The following is a 19,386-nucleotide window of genomic DNA, read 5'->3' on the forward strand; positions in this document are numbered from 1 at the left end:
TTGTTGAAAACGGTTGAATCGTGACATCTAATTGTCATATACAACGATTTAGATTAAAGTTGTATGAAATTGAAATCTTTTTGAGCAGAATGCTGTGTATCGATTGAAAAAAGTTTACAATGAATGGACGGGAATACCTTTATTGCTGGAGAAGGATAAAGGGAAAGGAGTTGAATTCCTTTAATGAAAACATGGCTGAATCGAACGATTGGACGGCAAATCATGTCTGCGTTTTATGTGATTTTTCTGACACTGCTGTTAACGACAGGTGGTGTCTACCTATATACGAAACAACAGGTGGATGAATCACGCCAAGAATTAAAGATGTTAAACGAACATCGGACACGGGCGACGGATTTGTACGAATCATGGCAAAGCATGCAGTACGAGATGCGTGGCTTCGTCTTGCTTGGTGACGAAGAGATGTTAAAAGAAATCGAAGCAAAGAAAAATGGCATCAATCAACAAACGACGTGGTTCGAGCGCAATGCACGCTTTAAAGAAGAACGGCAGTATGCAACGGACGCACGGGAACTCTACACGGCGTATACCCAACGCGTCATGCCAAGCCTCGTCAATTATGTCGCGGCGAAAAAAGACGGCAAAGTGACGGAACCGTTCTTGAAGATGCCGACGCTCGGAAAAGTGACGAAATCAAAACCACTCGATCCACAGCGGAAGTTCAACATCAAGACGAAGAGTGCGGCTGATATGAGTTCAAGTATCGTTGATATGGAGAGCGTTTTTACAAAATATCGTAATTCCTTAAACGATCAAGAGATGGCGGCGCAAGAGCGGCTTGGTAAACAAGTCAACTCGTCGCAAATTCTCGGAGCAGTCAATATCGCAATCCTCTTATTGATCACTCTCGTTTTCGTCCGACCATTCGTCCGCCGCTTGACGCGTCAGTTGCGTCAGTTGAACCGGGAAAGTGGGCGACTGGCTAAAGGCGAGGATGCGACACCGATCGTCATCACGAATCGTCAAGATGAGATCGGTGAGTTGACGACGACGTTCAACCAGATGGCAGCCGCCATTTCCGGGCAAAAACATCAACTCGTCGCAAATAACGACGAACTACAAAGTCAACAGGAAGAATTAATTGCTCAGCAAGAAGAACTTCAATCGCAACAGGAAGAACTCGAAGAAGCTCTCGACATCACGTTGCGCAACGAGACCCATTTGCGTTATCGCAATGAGTTGACCGAGACACTCGCGTCTCGTGAAACATTGACTGCGTATCCAGCGATCATCGAAAAATTGATCACGATTACCGATGCGGAGCTCGGAGCAATCGTCTTCTTAGAGCAAGACCGCTATACGGATCTCGTCTCGTACGGGATGACGGCAGCGCAAGAAAACCAGTTATTGCATGCTTCGACGTCATTACTCGAACGCACACGTCAAAACAAACGCGCTGTTCGCTCGACGAAACAAGTCGCGAGTCATCATCCGCTCCCATATCCGTACACGATGTACGAAATCGTCGTACCGGTGATGGATCCAGCGACGAACACAATGATTGCAAGCATTTATCTCGTCCGTTACCGGGATGCCTTTACGGAAGAGCAGACGAACGAAATCTGGTCGTTCTCCCGTCAATTGGCACTCTCCTTGCTCCGGATGCGTGTCTTTGAAGAAGTCGAACGAGAACGGGAAAAGACGTCCAAACTTCTCCATTCGATTCGGGAAGCGGTCATCTATATCGAAGGAGAGACGATTTTTGCCAATAAACCATTGCTCGCTTTATTCCATCATCCGGCGCACGATCAAGTGGCGGAAGAAGGATTGATGACGCTCGACGTCAAAATCGAAGAGTTGGCAGTGCAAGTCGATCAACATGAGGCGTTCTTAACCTACATGGATCATGTCTGCAGTCAGGAAATTCCGACGGAGAGCTTGGCGTTGTCCTTGAACGAGGAAGAGCGATTCGTCACGCTGTATGCAGAGGAAATTCATTACGGTGGTTGTTTCCGCGGTACGATGCTCGTCTTGCGCGACGTGACGGCAGAGACAGCGATCGACCGGATGAAATCGGAATTCGTCTCGACCGTCTCGCATGAGTTGCGGACACCGCTTGCCTCGATTTACGGCTACACGGAATTGATGCTCGCGCGCGACGTCCAGGAATCAAAACGTCAACGGTATCTCGAGACGATTCATGCGGAAACCGAACGGTTGACGAACCTCGTCAACGACTTCCTCGATGTCCAGCGCATGGAATCGAGTCAGCAACAGTATGACTTTAAACCGCTTGATCTGACGAAAGTCATTCAAGAAACGGTCGAGTTCCATACCGCTTCGGCAAAAGATCACGAGCTTGTCCTTGATTTTGAAGAAACGACGACGGGGCGGATTCATGCTGACGAACAAAAAATGCGTCAGCTGTTCACGAACCTGATCAACAATGCAATCAAGTATTCACCGGATGGTGGTCAAATCACGATCACGATGCGTCAAGTCGAAGATCGTGTACAGCTGAAGATCGAAGATGAGGGAATCGGCATTCCTCGTCACGCGTTACCACAACTGTTTAGTAAGTTTTATCGAGTCGATAATTCCGATAGTCGAAAAATCGGCGGTACCGGTCTTGGTCTTGCGATTTGTCAGGAAATCGTTCGTTCGCACGAAGGGATGATTCATGTCGAATCAACAGAAGGTGTCGGGTCCGCGTTCATCGTCGAACTACCGATCGTCCAGTCCGTCGTACCGGTCACGGAATCGGCAGATGAATGTTAATGTCAAAAGCGTTCTTTGATTTTTTAATCAAAGGGCGTTTTTTTGTTGGTTTCATCTGCAAAACGGGAATTAACTACTATCAAATAGAAAGGAAGTGAGGAGATGCGGCGAAGCAGATGGCCTTGTTAAGTCCGACGATCACTCATGCTTTGGATCCTGATCGAAGCCAGTAGTTCGTTCATTCCAGCTTATGTGATTGAGCGCTTTTACTGGGAAGACCGGGGAATGAGCATTGCCGACGTCGTCATCGCAGAAATCGTCTTTGCTTGGGTCATGTTGATTGGTGAGGTTCCGTTCGGTTTGTTATCCGATCGGTGGGGCAGAAAGCCGTTCATTCTGGCTGGTTTCGTATGTGAGTGGTTATCGTTTACGGTGTTGCTTGAAGCCTACTCATTACCTGCCTTCCTCTTGGCGATGGTCCTTGCCGGCATCGGTGGCGCAGCACTTAGTGGAGCACTTGAAGCCCACGTCTATGAAACATTGCGAATGCAAAGGATAGAAGAGCGATTCGAGCTGGTCTGGCGACTGATTTCAATCGGTGGTTTATTGACATCAGGACTTGCGGCACTTGTTGGAAGTTACGCCGTGCGATCGGTAGACTTGTTTTGGCACTATCACGTGTCCTGGTGGGTATTGCTCGGAACAGTACTGCTGACGTTTTTCTTAAAGGAAGCATCGCGAGAACAAGACGGAGAGACGAGTTCATTAAAGACATTGCTAAACGGTTTTTCGTTTCGACGCGTCTACGTTCGAATTCTTTGTCTTGTCTTGTTATACGGGGCGACGATTGATTTCGTCGATGAGTTTTGGCAACTTTATCTACGGGATCAAACGATACCGATGGTCCATTTCGGATTCGTTTTCGTGTTATTTCAAATCATGCAGGCGACCGGCGCGTCATTATCTCGGTTCCGATCTCCGGTCGGATGGGCGATGATCTATATCGTGTGTCTTACCGGATTGTCGGTTGCCTCACCGCTCGTCAGTATCGGGTTACTCGGAACGCTGTACTTGTGCTATGGCTGGGCTGAGCCTTATTTGACCACTGTCATCCAAGAAGTTGCGCCGCCAAATGGACGTGCAACGTTTACGTCACTGATCTCAGTCATTGAACGGTTAGCTGTGCTTGGAACCGGTACGCTGTTCGTCTTCGTCGAACGTGTCTTCTCGCTTCAGATGACCTATGCCGCGCTCGGTCTCGTCTCACTTATGTTGCTTCTATTGTATAGTGTGACGCGAACGCGTCAGAACTGAATCAAAAAAAGGACAAAGGTGTATTGACCTTTGTCCTTTTGACTGCCATTTATTACGACACGTGTCGTTGCTCCTGAGAGGAACGTGCTAATACCTGGCGAGCCGGTTGCCACATCAACAAGGAGAGGACTCCTGCAAGCGCATAGACGAGCTCGATCGCAAACAGATCGGCAAGCCATCCGAACAGCAGACTACCGAGACAGAAGCAGAGTGCATACACGGTTTGTTGCACGCTATAGACATACGGTAACCGTTCGAGTGGTGTCGTCGTCTGCAACAACGTATTCAGCTCGATCGCCCGGACTTGACTTGCAAACCCTTGGATCAGACAAGCGATCACGGCAAGTGTGACGATTGGAGCGAAAGCAAACAAGAAGGTCGCACTAATCGAAAAGCCGATACTACGATAAAGCAACGAACGCGTTCCACGACGACGTAACATCATGTAGCTGCCGGCGATCATGCTCAGCAGATAGAAGGCATTTAGAATGCCCCACCAGCGTTCCGATAGCTGGAAATGTGTATCGATGTAGACGAGGAACAGAGCAGAAATCCAAGCCGTACTGACGAACGCATCGATTCCGACGAGATACGTGTTGGCTTTCGCGAAAGAATGCGTTCGCGTGTAGCGAATACTCGACCGGAAGGAGACGTCTTCCCCTTCCATCGAAGGGTCGGGTAGAGAGCGGACGCTTCGATAGAACAGGTAGCTGATGAGACTGGCACCTAAAAACAGACCAGCCGAGACGGACAAGACGGAAAGAGGGGATAACAAGCTGAGCAGGATGGCGCCGAGCGGCCACATGATGAGCTGAATCACTTGATTCGAACCTTGTACGAGACTGTTAGCTTTCTGGACATCCTGACACAGTCGAGGGATGAAGGCACTTTCGATCGGACGAGCAAATCCGTCGAAGAAAGCGATACATCCAACGAGTGCGAGGATAAGTGGCAGTGGTAAATCAAATCCCCAGATGACGCCTAATAGAATCGTCTTGAGGAGTTGACTGCCGAACAACAAGGAGGCATGGGGAACACGTTGAGCGACTTGGGCGAATAAGAAGCCGCTTCCTGTCATGCCTGCTGTGACGAGAACAGGAAACAGGGCAGCGAGACTCGCTTGCCCTGTCGTTTGATAGATCATCGCGATCAGGGAGACGATATAGAGCGCATCTCCCGCATTCGCAATCCATTGACTGACCAATAAAAGCGTAAACCGGTTCATTCTGAATGACCTCCATATCGTACGTATTTAGTTAGGAGTGAGAATTCAGAATGACTTACATTGGACGCCCTCATTTCATGTTTTTTTTCTAGTGTAAGAGGAAAAAAATGGATTGTCAATCAGAATCGTGATGAGATTTCAGTGCAACGGGTGTAAAGGGATCGACCATCGAAGTTGCGGCGGCTTCGTCTTGAGCACGAGATGCTGATAGCTTGATTGGTTTTAGTTGCTGGCGGAAGCGGAAAGCCCGTTCGAGTCGACTCATGAATAGATTGCTGAAAAAGACGACTAATGCTAACCCAATCAGTGGAACAAGGAACATATGATTGAGCCAAGACGTCGCTGAAAACTGGTTATAGTAATAACCGAACATTGAAGACCATTCAAAGATTGTTGGCATGACACCCTCATATAAATTGACTGTTCCGGCGAAGAAAATACCTAAGAGTGATAAATGGATCAGCAACATCAACGTTTGAATGAATTGTTGCATGAAGACAATCGTCAATGTCGGAACAAGGTGTGGCCAGATATGACGTCTAAACCGATACCACGGACTACCACCGAGTGTCTGGGCGACGATCATGAATTCTTGATTGAGCAATTGACGAGTCTCAGCAATTAGATAAAGCGACAAAGAGGGTATACCAAGTAGAATCAGGACGATCAACTCAAACGAGACGCGATCGAACAATGGTGGAACTACAGTCGAATCCATGAAGACAAGAGATGAAAATAAAAGCAGTAAAGAAACGAGAGAAAGTGGTAAAACTAAAAAACCATCAAGGATAAGTTTTAAGTATCGATTAACACGAGCATTTCGAAAAGCTAACGGAATCGCAACGACTAATGAGAGAGTCATTCGACTAATCGCAACAATCGTACATATACCAATCGTCCATTTAAAACCTTCAATCATCATTTGGAAAAGGTCATTACCGGACCGATCCGTACCTAGCCATTGATCACTTGACGGTTTTAGTGGTGACGTCGCAAGGAACGTACCATCTTCAGCATACCGGTTCGAAATCTGATTGACTTGACCATCGCGGAAAATCGTATTACCAAAGCTTAGCAATAGTAGACCGGTAAGTAGAATGAGGCAGAGCCAGAAAACTGGGTCTTTCATCAAGGTACGGCGCATCAAATCCCACCTTTCCAGGCGTTTGGAATCAACCATTCAGCCAGTAAATCAATGATGAAGATGGGTAGGTAGATTAAGAACAAGATGACCATCAAAATTGGCATTTGTCCAAAGTAAAGGGCGAAGCGAAACAGACCTTGGACCTGGAAAGTGTACTCAATGATTAACAAACTCGATAGTATCGTAATGATATTGGCTCGGAAAAATAGATAAAACCGATAGATCATCGTTGGCAGTAAATGTTTCCAGAAAAGGGCGGTTGGACGAATGCCTTTTGCGCGCGCGAGTTCGAGGAATGGTGCAGATTCTTGTTCGAGTACTTGTGTCGTCAGCCATTTAATAAAGAAAAATAATGTAGTCAGCGTCAAGGTGACGATTGGTAAAAAGCGAATCGAGTCTGCATAGGTTCCTGCAATCTCGATGTTGCTATAACCTGTCATTTTAAATAAATAAATGACAAGAAATTGTGAAAGAATGATCCAAAATAAGTCTGGAACCATTTCAAGCGTGCGTGTCGTCTGTTTTAATAGTGTCCGTGTTCGTCTGCCACTTCGATAAAACAGATAGGCGTAAAGAATCGCACACACAACGGAGACTAACATAGCTGTCGTAAAGATGATTAACGTCTCTTGAATATAGGGCTGTAAAGAAGGGAGTAGTAGAACTTCTTTTTGAGCAGTCACGTTAAAATAAGTGATCTCATCAAGTTTCGTTAATTGAGCAAATTGTTGCTGCAGACCTTCCCAGTAGCTTGCTGGGTTGAATTTCATTTGCGCAACGAGCGCAGGAAGGGCGCTGATCGCAATCAAGACAAAAAAAGCCACGATGAGCTGAATTGATTTTCGGGCGATAAAAAACATGAAGGGAAAAACTCCTTTCTTTGGATCCTTAACCGATGGCGAGGATCCGGTCATTGCCAATTTGGATCAACTGACTGTTCATATGTTTCCGGCGCAGTACGTAGCGTTCGAACTGTTGCGTTGCGATGAACGAATCACGCGTCGAAACCGTCGAGAGCGTCATCAGGACATGTTTTAATTGTGGTTGTCCTTCTTGTAGTGAAAGATGCGTCATTCGGTTCGCTCCGTCGAGTCGATTGAGGAATAGTTCGATCTTACAGCCTTCCTTGATTAATTCACTGATCAGGAATGCCGCTTGTTCGATGAACGTCTCGAATTGTTGATGGAGACCGTAACCGCTCGGGGCTGATAAATTCAAGGCAATCGTAAACGTATCCTGATTGCTCGTTTCGAACACTTTCGCCTGCAGGCGACCGGTCTTCGCCGTCGCATACCAATCGATCTCTTTTGACGGTTCCGCCGTATAAGGTTTTGCACCAAGCTGAACCAGTTTGTTCTTGAGCGGTGAGTAGCGGTCCGGTCGATCACCGATCCGTAAACGTTGTAAAAGAAGCGGCGTCGCTTGCGCTGTCAAGGACGGCAAGACTGTAAACGACGGATACGTATCGAACGTGAAGAGATAAACGCCCATCTTCCACGGCAAACGAATCGTCAAGATGATCTCATCGAATTCGGCTGGTCCACGACGAACCGTCTGAATTGGGATCGTCACTGCGTCTTCAGAGTCAATCACTGCATGAAACGTCGCCGGGTGAAGTGGATCCATCTCCGGGAAAATGACTCCGCCATCCGTGTGCAAACGAAGTGTCGCTTCGAGTCCAAGCTGACTCAAGGATTCGACACCGAAGACTTGTAAATGGAGTGTCGTCTGTTCCTGGTTGAACATCAATGATTCATAGTGCTTCCATTCAATTGCGACGTCCCGTCGGAGCTGCTTTTCTGTTCGCCCGACGACGAAATGAATCGTCGCCAAGGCTGCAAACAGGAAACCGAGGACGGAAAGACGCGGAATGAAGAGGAAGATGAACGTCATCGTGACGTACAGTGGAAAAAGTCGGCGTTCAAGCCAAAACGGGACGGAACGTTCAATCTGCATGATTCGTCACCCCATCTCGACCGGAACCGGCACGTCGTCCAGAATATGCGTCAAAACAGCCGCTTTCGTCGTCTTGATTCCACCTTCGAGTGTCAGTGTCAGGCGATGGGATAGGACGTGTTTTGCAAGATATTTGATATCTTCCGGGATGATGAAGTCGCGTTGATTCAAGAAAGCGTAGCTTTGCGAGGCGCGAAGTAATGCAATCGCTCCACGCGGACTGACACCGACTTCAATGAGTTCATGGTTTCGTGTCGCTTGAACGATGTGTAATAGATAATCAAGCACGTCTTGCGATGCATGGACGCGGCGTGCCTCTTCCTGCCAGGAAATCAAGTCACCGCCTGACGCGATGCCGACAGCTGACCGACGGACGTTCGTCAGAATCTCAGACAATAAGCGCCGTTCGTTCTCGAAATCCGGATAACCGACTTCGATCGCGACCATGAACCGGTCGAGTTGGGCGTCCGGTAGTGGGAAGGTTCCTGCCGATTCAATCGGGTTTTGTGTCGCGATGACGAAGAATGGGGCTGGCATCTGATAGGTCGTTCCACCAATCGAGACCTGACGCTCTTCCATCGCTTCAAGCAATGCCGATTGTGTCCGCGGAACGGCACGGTTAATCTCATCGATCAAGACGACGTTCGCGAACAGTGGACCGCGTTTATTCTCGAACTCCTGTGTCTTTAAATTGAAGAAGTCTGAACCGATGACGTCTGATGGGAGAAGATCCGCCGTGAACTGGATCCGCGAGAAGGCACTCTCGAAGCTCTGAGCGAGCGCCTTGGCGAGCATCGTTTTCCCCGTTCCCGGTACATCTTCTAGTAGAATATGTCCTTCTGCGATGAGTGCCGTCAGACAAAGATCGATGACGTCCGGTTTACCGAGATAGATCGAATTGAGTTGGTCTTTTAATTGTTGTAGTTTCATAGGAAATCCCTCCAAAGTTAAATGGTTGAGTAGCGTGCTAGTTGTTGTTCGAAGCGTAGAATTTCATCATCCGTGACGATCGTTTCCGACATATCACCGTAGCGAATATTCCGATATAACTGAAAATCGACAGCGACTTCAATCCGACGTAACCAGTCTTCAAGCGTTTCGTTCGGACGACGTTGCTGACTGCGCGGTAAGTGTTGCTCAAAACGAATGACGAGATCACGGACACGTGAAGACGAATACGATGCATACAGATAAGGCGATTTTCTTAAAGAAGCAGGACGAAAGATTGATTGAGCAAATGGAACGTCATCCGTTACTTCTCCTGTAGACCTGCGCCGTTTTTTCACGAGATGTGACTGAACGAGTTTCCAGACCATGAAACTAAACAAGCTGATTAAAATGACATATTGCAGATAAGAAAAGGGGGAGTCAGAAGCATCCGCTTTAAGAGATTTCCAGAGCTCTTTTGGACCAGGTCGTGGATCGATCGGTTCAAAAGGCATTTTGCCTTTTGTTTTAGTAGGTGAGTGACCTTCTTTAAAACTAATTTCGCCGTTCGCTTCAGTTTCTGCAATCGAAGGCTTTTTAAAAGGATCCGGCATGATGTAATGCGTATAGACGTACGTCGTGACGGTTTGAAACAAGAACAGACCAATCAGAATGACACCAAGCGACATGATAAAGCGTTGCCGTAACACAAGCGATCCTCCTTCCTGTTTTTAAGGAAAAAATATCCATATGTACTTAGGAAGATTTTAGCATACACGCTTAACAAATAAAAACAATTTTCTGAAAATAAAGACAAGGTGAGACGATTCATTTTCGAGTGGTGAGGGTATGATGGAATCAGTGGTTCTTGAAAGAGAAAGGGTGTTTTGTATGAAATTGATTATTTTTGGAGCGACGGGTCAAACGGGGCAAGAACTGGTCAAGCAAGCGATTGATCACGGGCATGAGGTCACAGCCTTCGTCCGCAGTCCGGAAAAACTGACACTACGTGACGAACGGTTACACGTCGTTAAAGGCGACGTGCTCGATCAAGAAGCGGTGACGGCTGCTGTTGCCGGACAAGAGGCTGTCCTGACGGCTCTTGGCACAGAGAGTCTTGCATACAGCGGCTTTTTAGAACGGAGTCTCGTCCGGATCGTGACAGCGATGAAAAAACAGGGGGTAGACCGGATCGGTTATGTTGCGTCTGCCGGTGTTGATGATGAATTACCGGGTGTACAAGGGATGCTCGCTCAGCGGATTCTGAAAAATCCACTGAAGGATCACCGCCAAGCGATCGCGCTTTTACAACAAGCAGATTTGAACTATACGGTAGCCCGACCACTTCGCTTACTGAACGGTCCGTTGACGGGACTTTATCGTCAAGCAGATACAGGTGTACCGGAAGATGCGAAACAGATCAATCGCGCAGATGTGGCGCATTTCCTCTTACAAGCGATTGAAACAGAAGATCATATCAAATCGAGTGTCGGTCTCGCTGAATGATGAAGAAGGGGCTGACTCAAAAGTCAGTCTCTACAAAGATAAGGGTGACAGAATGATAATCTGCCATCCTTATCTCGTAACAAAAAGAATGACGCGTCACACGCCACTCCTACAGGAACAAGCGCATTTATGCGCTGTCAGAGACGAACAAGACCCGCTTTCCTACTTCAACGAAGCAGGAAAACTGGCTTGTGTCTCTCCTGAGGAAAGGGCGTGAAAAGACGCGTCATTCTTTTTTTGAGTCAGTCTCTTTTGATTTCTTATTGTTGACGATAGACGGAGACCGAACCACCATTGACGAAGAATTGACCGTAGCCATCTTGGTTGATCGTTACCGATGCTGTGTTGTTTCCAGTGATGTCTGTCCAAACTTCTCCTTTGTTCTGAAGCCCGACGTACATCCATTTACTCCCGCCAGGACCATCTGAAAGGATTGTCGCAAGACCTGATTTTGTCCGGTCCGAGACACCTTCACGTGTCCAACCGATGATGTCTTGGTTATCGAGGTAATCATTTTGTTTCCCGAACGCGAAGTCCTTCCGTGCTTTAAGTAACGGATCAATCTTCGAAGCGAGTGCTGGAATTTCGCGATTCGACGTACCCTTTGTACCATAGTAGTCACCATAGAAGACCGACGGATAGCCTTGTTCGCGTGTCAGAATCATCGCGTAAGCAAGCGGTTTGAACCATGACTGAACCGTTGATTCAAGCGATTGTCCAGGCTGCGAATCATGGTTCTCTACGAGTGTGACGGCTTGGACTGGATTGCTCTTGACGAGAGTACCGTCAAAGATCGTCCGCATGTCATAGTACCCGCCGCCTTTACTTGCCTGTTCGAACTTATAATGAAGTGGTGCATCAAAGACGGATTGTTGATAATTCGTCCGACTTAAGTAGTTTTGCAACGTGCCGAGATCGTTCTGCCAGTACTCTGCGACTGTAAACAATGGTTTGCCCGTCGTCTGACGAACATTCGCGAGCCAGTCCGCTAAGTAACCGTGTTTGATATGCTTGACGGCATCGAGACGGAACCCATCAAGACCAAGTTCGTTGACGTACCATTTACCCCAGTTCTTCATTTCTTGCTGGACTTCTGGATGATCGAAGTCGAGATCCGCATACATCAAGTAATCGTAGTTGCCATTTTCAGTTGAGACATCCGTATCCCACGCTTTACCGGTACCGCGGAACTTGTAGATGGCACTCTTAGAACGTGATTGATCCCAGTCCGTGCCGTCGAAGTGGTACCATTTCCACTTGAAGTTCGAGTAGAGGTTATTTCGTGCTGCAAAATTGAAACCCGTCCATGCCTGGATTTGATAATCGCCAGAGACTTCTTGATTACGGTTACCCGGGTTGACTTCGACTGCCGTGACGGCTTCCGTGAAATCGGCGCCACCTTTATGGTTCATGACGACATCACCATAGACATCGATTCCAGCGGTATGCAATTGTCCGATCGCCGTTTTTAATTGCGCCTTTGTGCCGTATTTCGTACGGACCGTTCCTTTTTGATTGAACTCACCTAAATCGTATAGATCGTAGGCGCCGTATCCGACATCATTTTGCGAGGTACCTTTGTAAGCAGGGGGAATCCAGACCGATGTGATTCCGAGCTGATCAAGCTTTGTTGCGTCACTCCCGAGACGGTTCCAATGGTTACCGTCATTTGGCACATACCATTCGAAATACTGCATCATCGTTCCGTTGTCTGCCGTTGCGCCGACTGCAATCGGTTGCGCAAGTGGCGCTAAAAAAGCAGCGGATGCGACGGTTGCTAAAATCCATCTTTTTTGTTTCACGTAAAGACCTCCTTATGATTTGTGAAAGCGCTTGCATTATTTATTATAGGGAAGCTTCAGACAGGAGGAATATCGTCCCGGATTCTTATTTGTAAGTCTCTTTTGTTCGTGACTTTTGACCCTAGAATATTTCTTCTGAAGAATTATTTTGATGAGATTGACGTCATGAATGAAAAAAATCAGGACCATCTAACCGTTGCCTTTCGATGAATATTCTGAACGACGACTCACCTTTAAAAAAGCAGGTCTATCGTCCATCTTCCACCAGGAATGGATTCGGTGTGAAAATGAGCGTGTAACACCAGCTCTCATACATACCATTTAAGGGGGAACACACATGAACTGGAAGTCAAAGGTCACAGGTGCGCTTGCCGCAACACTTGCACTCGGGTCAATCGTCTTTACACCGGTCACAGCAAAAACAGTTGATCCAAAACAAGTTTCAGCAGGTCCGCAGATGGTCACGTCACAATCGACGATCGATGCGTACTATCTACCAGCAGCGGGGAAGACAGGGGCAGCGTTGAAGGCATCGCTGCACGATATCATCGACAACCATACACAAGTGTCATACGACACGGTATGGACAGCACTGAAAGAAACGGATCAAGATCCAAATAATGCGAATAACGTCATCGAGTTATACACGGGGAAATCGATTGCGAAAAGTAACAACGGTGGGAATGTCGGTCAATGGAATCGTGAACATGTCTGGGCAAAGTCGCACGGTGACTTTGGTACGACGAACGGTCCTGGAACAGACTTGCATCACTTGCGTCCGGAAGACGTCGTCGTCAACAGTGCACGTGGGAATCTTGACTTCGACAATGGCGGTACGAAATACAGTGGTTGCGATTGCTACCGTGATGGCGATTCGTGGGAACCACCGAACCGTGTCAAAGGTGACATCGCGCGGATGATCTTCTACATGGCGGTTCGTTATGAAGGTGGCGGAGAAATCGATCTCGAAGCCTCAGAAAACGTCAATAATGGTACGAACCCGTTACATGGCAAATTGTCGACGCTGAAAGCATGGAATAAGCTTGACCCAGTCGATAGCTTCGAGATGCGTCGCAACGATGTCATCTTCGAGAAGTGGCAAAAAAACCGGAATCCATTCATCGATCATCCGGAATACGTAACATCAATTTGGGGAAATTGATGACGAGTCAGTAAATAGGAAAGGGGCTGAATCAAGAGTCAGTCTCTACAAAGATAGGGGTGGCAGAATGATGATCTGCCACCCCTATCTTGTAACAAAAAGAATGACGCGTTTCACGCAACTTCTACAGGACAAAGCGCATCTTTGCGCTGTCAGAGACAAATAAGACCCGCTTTCCTGCTTCATTCAAGCAGGAAACGGGCTTGTGTCTCGCCTGAGGAAAGGGCGTGAAAAGACGCGTCATTCTTTTTTGAGTCAGCCTCTTTTCATGGAGTCCGAACCTGCTATGCTGAAACTTTTTTGGAGAACCATTCGTATTGCCTACCGTAAGCCATTTTTTAGTAGAGAGGTCGTACGATATGATCAAACGCACGTTTAACAAACGAAACATCAAATGGATGGTCGGTGGGGGACTAATCGCTTGTGTCGCCTTCTGGTACAGTGTCGGTATTTTCGTCAATAAAGGGGAACGGCCACTCGCTGATGGGACGTCACCGTATGTCATCGTCCTCGGCGCGGGTGTCAAAGGAGAAAAACCGTCGCAAATCTTACATAATCGGATTCAGGCAGCTGCGGCATATGGGAAACAACATTCAGAAGTCCGCTTCATCTTGAGCGGTGGACAAGGTCCAGATGAAGATATTTCAGAAGCAGAGGCGATGCGTCGCGGGATGGTGGCATCTGGGATTGCTGAAGAGCGGTTGATTCTTGAAGCCGACTCGACATCAACGACGGAAAATCTACAATTTTCAAAAGCGTTGTTGCCAAAGGACGTTCGTCGCGTCTCGATCGTCACGTCAGACTTTCATCTGTACCGTGCGCGACAAGAGGCGAAACAACTTGGTTTACAGACGGATGCGATTCCGGCTGATACGCCACTTTCAGGAGTCCTTCGATTTGGAATGCGCGAACGCGTTGCGATCGTTGTTCAATTCCTACGCTAAAAACCCCGACATGCTGAACATGTCGGGGAGAAAGAAGAAGTGCATTGAATGATTAGATGCCTTCACCTTTATGTTTTTCCTCAGAAGATTGAGAATCATTTGCTTGTTTGTCGGAAGCATCATGCTCAGCAGGTGGTTCTTCTTTGCCGAGTGCGACATCCTTCGCTTCGACGACTTTATTGCTGATTGCATTCAAATCACCTTTCGTCTCATTTACTGTCTCTTTCACCGTCGAGGCATCTGATTTCACCGTTTCAAGCTCTGTGTTCACTTTGTCATAGACATTTTGAACGTCAGATGCGACTTCTTGAATGATGCTTGAAGCACTCTTCACTTGATTGATGACTTGTGATGCTTTACCTGACGGATCTTCCTTAATAGAAGAAGCGAGGGTAGAGACGGAATCTTTCGCTCCCCGTAAACTCTGTTTCGTATTTTGGCGAGACGAAGAACTAAGTAGCGTCAATAGACCGCCGACAAGGGCACCGAGCAACATTCCTGTGACGAGATTGATTTGACGACCTGATGATTCTTCCTGATCGAACTGGCGATTCGGATGTTCTGCGTGTGTTGCGTGTGGATCATGTTGAAGCTTCGGTTCCATGATGAACACTCCCTTGAGATAATATTTGACCATGATATGGATATACCCTTGTGACTGAATCAAAAACATCTAAAAAAAACATGTATTTGAAATGAAACAAAAAAAGACCACCGTGATATGATGGTCTAAGAGGTTCATTTGTTGAATGAATCATCATCTTTTTCGTGACGAAGTTTTCGGTTGATTTCATCATAATCGATTTCGATATCATCTTTGTTGCCCTTGTAGCCATATCCTTTTGAAATGACGATAATCGAGGCGACCAAGACGAATACGATGATGAGAATGGAGACGACATATAACCACATAGTCCACTCCTCCTTTCGTTCACTTTCTAGTATGACGGAAAACGCAGCTTCCGTCTAAACGAAATTGTAGGTTGTGTGCTAAACTGATGTCAGATAAACATGTTAAACGGAACGAGGTGACGGCGTATGAGTATTTTGGTCGTAGATGATGAGTTAACGAATTTAATGCTCCTAGAGCGATTGTTAGAAAATGAAGGCTATGACGTCGTCAAGGCGATGAGTGGGGAAGAAGCAATCGAATTGATGGAGGATCCGTTATTCATCGAACAGTTGGACGTCGTTCTCCTTGACGTCGAAATGCCAGGAATCAGCGGAATCGAGGCGACACGTTTGATTCGAAAACGGTTTGGTCTTGATGAATTACCGATTCTGATCGTTTCCGGGCGATCAAACGAGGAAGATATCGTTGATGGACTAAATGCAGGAGCATCGGATTATACGACGAAACCGATCCGTAAAACGGAATTGCTCGCGCGAGTTCGTAACGCGATTGGTCTGAAGCAAGCAATCGATGCGCGAAAACGATATGAAAAAGTATTACAGGAAGACTTTGATTTGGCGCAAAAACTGCAACAGAGTGTGCTCAGTGCGAATATCGAAGACGATGAGATCCGCATCATGGCGACGTATATCCCTTCTAAAAAGCTCGCGGGAGATATGTACGCCTGGTACCGCATCTCTCAGAATAAATACGGCATCATCTTGTTTGACGTCATGGGACACGGTGTCTCTTCTGCGCTGATCACGATGGGAATGAGTTCGATTTTGTTCGAACTCGTGCACCGGATTGGTGATCCAGCACAAGTACTTGAAGAATTGAATCAGCAGATGAGTCGTTTGTTCCCAGGAGACGAGACAGAAATCTATTTCACTGCCGTTTACCTCTATATCGACCTAGATGAGATGAAGCTCAGCTATGCGAACGCAGGGCACCCACCTGGTTTGTTACGCATGAATGATCAAATCATTCCGCTTGAGAATACGGGACTTCCTGTCGGTATGTTCGAAGACTCGACGTATTCGAGCAAGACGATCGACATCGTCTCACCAGGATGTGTTTACTTGTACACGGATGGTTTCATGGAACTCTACAGTAAAGGCATTGATGAAGGAATCCATGCCATCCAGAATCTGATCGAACAACAAGGACCGAACATCCATCAGTTGATTCAACCGGATCAGAGCGATGAAGCGGATGACCTATGTCTCGTGACGGTCGAGATTAACTAAAGCGCAATAGAAAAAGACTAGGTAGCAGATACTTCCGCTACCTAGTCTTTTTTGTATGAAACCATACAAGGTCTAGAAAAACCTTCTCCGCCATAGGATAAATGCTGCAAGGCCTGAGAAGAAAATCATCATACCGAAGACGATCCAGAAACCAATGACTTCACCTTCCCACGGAACATGAACGTTCATCCCGAACATTCCGGAAATCATCGTTGGGATCGAGATGACAATCGTAATCGAAGCAAGGAACTTCATGACGAAGTTGACATTGTTCGAGATGACGGAACCGAATGTATCCATCGTCGAACTGATGATATCTTTATAAATTTGTGCCATTTCCATTGCTTGGCGGTGTTCGACGAAGACGTCTTCGAGTAAGTCTTCGTCATCTTCGTGCTTCTCGAGACTCGGTGTCTTAATGATCCGGTCGAGGACACCATCGTTCGATTTCAAGGACGTCATGAAATAGACCAATGATTTTTGAAGGTTCATCAATTGAAAGATTTCTTGATTTCGCATCGAACGTTGAAGTTCTTCCTCAAGTTCGTCCATACGACGATCGATTTGACGCAAGAAACGTAAATACGAGGAACTGACTTTATAGAGAATCTGGAATACGAAGCGCGATCGGTAATTCGTCCGGAATCCTCGCAACTTACCACTTGAGAATAACGTCAGGACATCGAGCTGTTGCGAACAAACGGTGATGAAATGACGGGATGTCACGATGATACCGAGCGGAATCGTATTATAACGGCGTCCTGATGATTCTTCTTCGATGTAGGGAACGTCGACGATCATCAGTAGACCTTCTTCATCTTTTTCAAAACGTGGTTTTTCTTCCACGTCCAAAGGGTCATAAATGAAATCCTCTGGAATATTCGTAGCAGCGATGACTTGGTCGGCTTCGTCCTTTGTCGGATTGACAAGATGGATCCAGGAACCCTTCGTGAACTCCTGTATCTCGTTGACTGCCCCGGTGACATCGCTTCGATAAATCGTCAACATATTGTCTATCCCTCCTGCTCTTCACTGTCTCATTATAGAAATAGATGTGACAGCGTGTAAATGATTCTCCGATTTTTTTTACGAAGATTAGTGATAAGATGAAAACAGAGGAGGGGAAGACATGCCTTTTTTTAATGCTAAGAAGCTCGAAGAACTTCAATCGATCGCGGGTGGGGACCATGCGTTCCTTCAAAAAATCGGAGAAACGTATATCGCGCAGTTCGATCGAAAGTTTCCTGAACTAAAAGATGCCGTCGCCAAGCAAGATGCTGAGCAAACTGAAAAGCTCGCTCACTTGCTAAAAGGTGCTTCCTATTCCGTTGCCGCTGATGATTTAGCTGATGATTTCGAACTGCTTGAAAAAGAAGCAGAATCCGGTTCAATGACCGGAACACAAGAAATCGTCGATCGGATTGAGCAATGCATGGTGGAATTCCGTGTCGTCTGGCTCGATGTGTTTACTGGAAAAAATCTTGACGCGCTGCGTTGAGCAATCGAATAGATCAAAAAAGCCGACATGCTGTCGGCTTTTTTTCTTATAAGACGTATGAATCGACCGTTTCGATCAAACGACCGATTTCCGGTTTCGTGATTTGTGCATTGACACCAACCGACTCACCTTTATGGCGTAAATCGTCGGAAATCAAGGAAGAGAAGACGATGATTGGCAATTCCGCATAACGATCATCTTCACGGAGTCGTTTCGTCAAGTGTAGTCCATCCATCTTCGGCATCTCGATATCGGTGATCAGGAGGTCACAGTTGCTTCCGTTCTCAAACGCATCAAAAGCGTCCTTACCATTGATGAACCATTTTAGACCATGGTAACCGGCTTCCTCGAGTGTTTCGATGATCAATGTCCGGAGCATTTCCGAGTCTTCGGCGATCCAGATGACTTTGTCGGACCGGTCACGGGACTGGACGCGACGCCCTTCTTCGCGGGCGAAGATATCCTTGCGTGAGAGCTCAAGTGCGATTTTTTCGTAGTCGAGCAGGATGATCATTTTGTCGCCCGTTTTGACGACACCATTCGTTAATCCCTCAATGCCACGAGCGAGTTCGTTTGGTGTATCGATCTGTTCCCATGAGATACGACGGATTTCCGTCACGGAATCGACACGCAGGACGCTTTTTTCCCCATTAAATTCACAGATGATCAATCGATCCTCGGTTGCTTCATCGTGGGGAACACCGATGACCGTCGGCAAATCGATGACTGTCATGACTTCGCCACGCAGTTCAATCAATCCTTTAACAGCATCCGGTGTACCTGGGAGTGGTGTCATCGGGAGCGGAACGATGATTTCCCGGACCTTCATGACGTTGATTCCAAACGTGTATGGTCCGCAATGGAAGATGACGATCTCGAGTTCGTTCGTGCCGGCTTCTAATAAAATATCGTGCTGATTATACATATGGTTGTGCCCCTTTCCATTACCTTCACTTCACTTCTGACTAGTTATCGGCATGCTACGCTGAAAATTCTAGTTCTGAATTGACAAAAAAAGTGTTGTAATCGCTTTCATAATATGTTAAGCAAAAAGTTTGGCATTTGTCAGACCAATTGATTACAATAA

The 19,386-nt window shown here is 46.9% G+C and carries 18 protein-coding genes; 7 read left to right on the forward strand and 11 right to left on the reverse strand.

Annotated elements, in window-relative coordinates; genetic code table 11:
- The first annotated feature begins 183 nt into the window (after positions 1–183).
- Both N179_RS01585 and N179_RS01590 read left to right on the forward strand, forming a co-directional pair.
- Positions 184–2,739 carry a sensor histidine kinase gene (locus tag N179_RS01585; RefSeq protein WP_075642041.1) on the forward strand — a complete coding sequence of 852 codons (2,556 nt, stop codon included), beginning with the start codon at positions 184–186 and terminating at the stop codon, positions 2,737–2,739.
- A 144-nt stretch (positions 2,740–2,883) separates the two neighbouring features.
- Complete coding sequence (locus N179_RS01590; RefSeq protein ID WP_075642042.1) at positions 2,884–3,993, forward strand: MFS transporter; 1,110 nt, start codon at positions 2,884–2,886, stop codon at positions 3,991–3,993.
- A gap of 52 nt (positions 3,994–4,045) precedes the next feature.
- Here N179_RS01590 and N179_RS01595 read toward each other — a convergent pair whose 3' ends face one another.
- The 6 genes from N179_RS01595 to N179_RS01620 form a co-directional block, all read right to left on the reverse strand.
- A complete protein-coding gene (locus N179_RS01595) occupies positions 4,046–5,218 on the reverse strand; it encodes an MFS transporter (RefSeq protein WP_075642043.1) in 1,173 nt (390 codons plus the stop codon).
- A 115-nt stretch (positions 5,219–5,333) separates the two neighbouring features.
- A complete protein-coding gene (locus N179_RS01600) occupies positions 5,334–6,362 on the reverse strand; it encodes an ABC transporter permease subunit (protein WP_075642044.1) in 1,029 nt (342 codons plus the stop codon).
- Positions 6,362–7,222: an ABC transporter permease subunit gene (locus tag N179_RS01605; protein ID WP_075642045.1), complete on the reverse strand. Its 861-nt coding sequence runs from the start codon at positions 7,220–7,222 to the stop codon at positions 6,362–6,364. Before N179_RS01605 ends, N179_RS01600 begins: the two co-directional genes overlap by 1 nt.
- A 28-nt stretch (positions 7,223–7,250) precedes the next feature.
- Entirely contained in the window at positions 7,251–8,318 is a 1,068-nt protein-coding gene (locus N179_RS01610) for a DUF58 domain-containing protein (protein ID WP_058712915.1), read from the reverse strand.
- 6 nt (positions 8,319–8,324) lie between these two features.
- Entirely contained in the window at positions 8,325–9,248 is a 924-nt protein-coding gene (locus N179_RS01615; protein ID WP_029341157.1) for an AAA family ATPase, read from the reverse strand.
- 17 nt (positions 9,249–9,265) lie between these two features.
- Positions 9,266–9,955: a hypothetical protein gene (locus N179_RS01620; RefSeq protein ID WP_052017182.1), complete on the reverse strand. Its 690-nt coding sequence runs from the start codon at positions 9,953–9,955 to the stop codon at positions 9,266–9,268.
- Positions 9,956–10,136: 181 nt separating this feature from the next.
- Here N179_RS01620 and N179_RS01625 point away from each other — a divergent pair, with 181 nt between their 5' ends.
- Positions 10,137–10,751: an NAD(P)-dependent oxidoreductase gene (locus N179_RS01625; protein ID WP_023467651.1), complete on the forward strand. Its 615-nt coding sequence runs from the start codon at positions 10,137–10,139 to the stop codon at positions 10,749–10,751.
- Between the two features lie 260 nt (positions 10,752–11,011).
- Here N179_RS01625 and amyS read toward each other — a convergent pair whose 3' ends face one another.
- Positions 11,012–12,553 (reverse strand): alpha-amylase, encoded by a 1,542-nt coding sequence (amyS, locus tag N179_RS01630; RefSeq protein WP_075642046.1) that lies wholly within the window; start codon positions 12,551–12,553, stop codon positions 11,012–11,014.
- A 337-nt stretch (positions 12,554–12,890) separates the two neighbouring features.
- On the opposite strand from amyS, the gene N179_RS01635 reads away from it, so the two are divergent.
- Positions 12,891–13,715 (forward strand): endonuclease I family protein, encoded by an 825-nt coding sequence (locus N179_RS01635; RefSeq protein WP_075642047.1) that lies wholly within the window; start codon positions 12,891–12,893, stop codon positions 13,713–13,715.
- 359 nt (positions 13,716–14,074) lie between these two features.
- Positions 14,075–14,659, forward strand: a complete 585-nt coding sequence (locus N179_RS01640; RefSeq protein ID WP_083639873.1) for a YdcF family protein — start codon at positions 14,075–14,077, stop codon at positions 14,657–14,659.
- A gap of 52 nt (positions 14,660–14,711) precedes the next feature.
- On the opposite strand, the gene N179_RS01645 is transcribed toward N179_RS01640, so the two are convergent.
- Both N179_RS01645 and ytzI read right to left on the reverse strand, forming a co-directional pair.
- Positions 14,712–15,263, reverse strand: coding sequence for a hypothetical protein (locus tag N179_RS01645; protein WP_075642048.1), 552 nt, complete (start codon positions 15,261–15,263; stop codon positions 14,712–14,714).
- Between the two features lie 134 nt (positions 15,264–15,397).
- Entirely contained in the window at positions 15,398–15,571 is a 174-nt protein-coding gene (gene ytzI, locus N179_RS16860; RefSeq protein ID WP_143404442.1) for a YtzI protein, read from the reverse strand.
- A gap of 126 nt (positions 15,572–15,697) precedes the next feature.
- On the opposite strand from ytzI, the gene N179_RS01650 reads away from it, so the two are divergent.
- Positions 15,698–16,801: a PP2C family protein-serine/threonine phosphatase gene (locus N179_RS01650; RefSeq protein ID WP_035408959.1), complete on the forward strand. Its 1,104-nt coding sequence runs from the start codon at positions 15,698–15,700 to the stop codon at positions 16,799–16,801.
- A gap of 72 nt (positions 16,802–16,873) precedes the next feature.
- Here the strand turns inward: N179_RS01650 and N179_RS01655 are convergent, their stop codons facing one another.
- Positions 16,874–17,809, reverse strand: a complete 936-nt coding sequence (locus N179_RS01655; protein WP_023467658.1) for a magnesium transporter CorA family protein — start codon at positions 17,807–17,809, stop codon at positions 16,874–16,876.
- Between the two features lie 121 nt (positions 17,810–17,930).
- Between N179_RS01655 and N179_RS01660 the strand changes: the two genes are divergently transcribed.
- Positions 17,931–18,299: an Hpt domain-containing protein gene (locus N179_RS01660; protein ID WP_023467659.1), complete on the forward strand. Its 369-nt coding sequence runs from the start codon at positions 17,931–17,933 to the stop codon at positions 18,297–18,299.
- Between the two features lie 46 nt (positions 18,300–18,345).
- Here the strand turns inward: N179_RS01660 and N179_RS01665 are convergent, their stop codons facing one another.
- On the reverse strand, positions 18,346–19,224 hold the full coding sequence (locus N179_RS01665) for a chemotaxis protein CheV (protein ID WP_055967060.1): 879 nt from the start codon (positions 19,222–19,224) through the stop codon (positions 18,346–18,348).
- Between the last annotated feature and the right edge of the window lie 162 nt (positions 19,225–19,386).

It is taken from the genome of Exiguobacterium indicum HHS 31 (assembly GCF_001939065.1).
Classification (GTDB): Bacteria; Bacillota; Bacilli; order Exiguobacteriales; family Exiguobacteriaceae; genus Exiguobacterium_A; species Exiguobacterium_A indicum.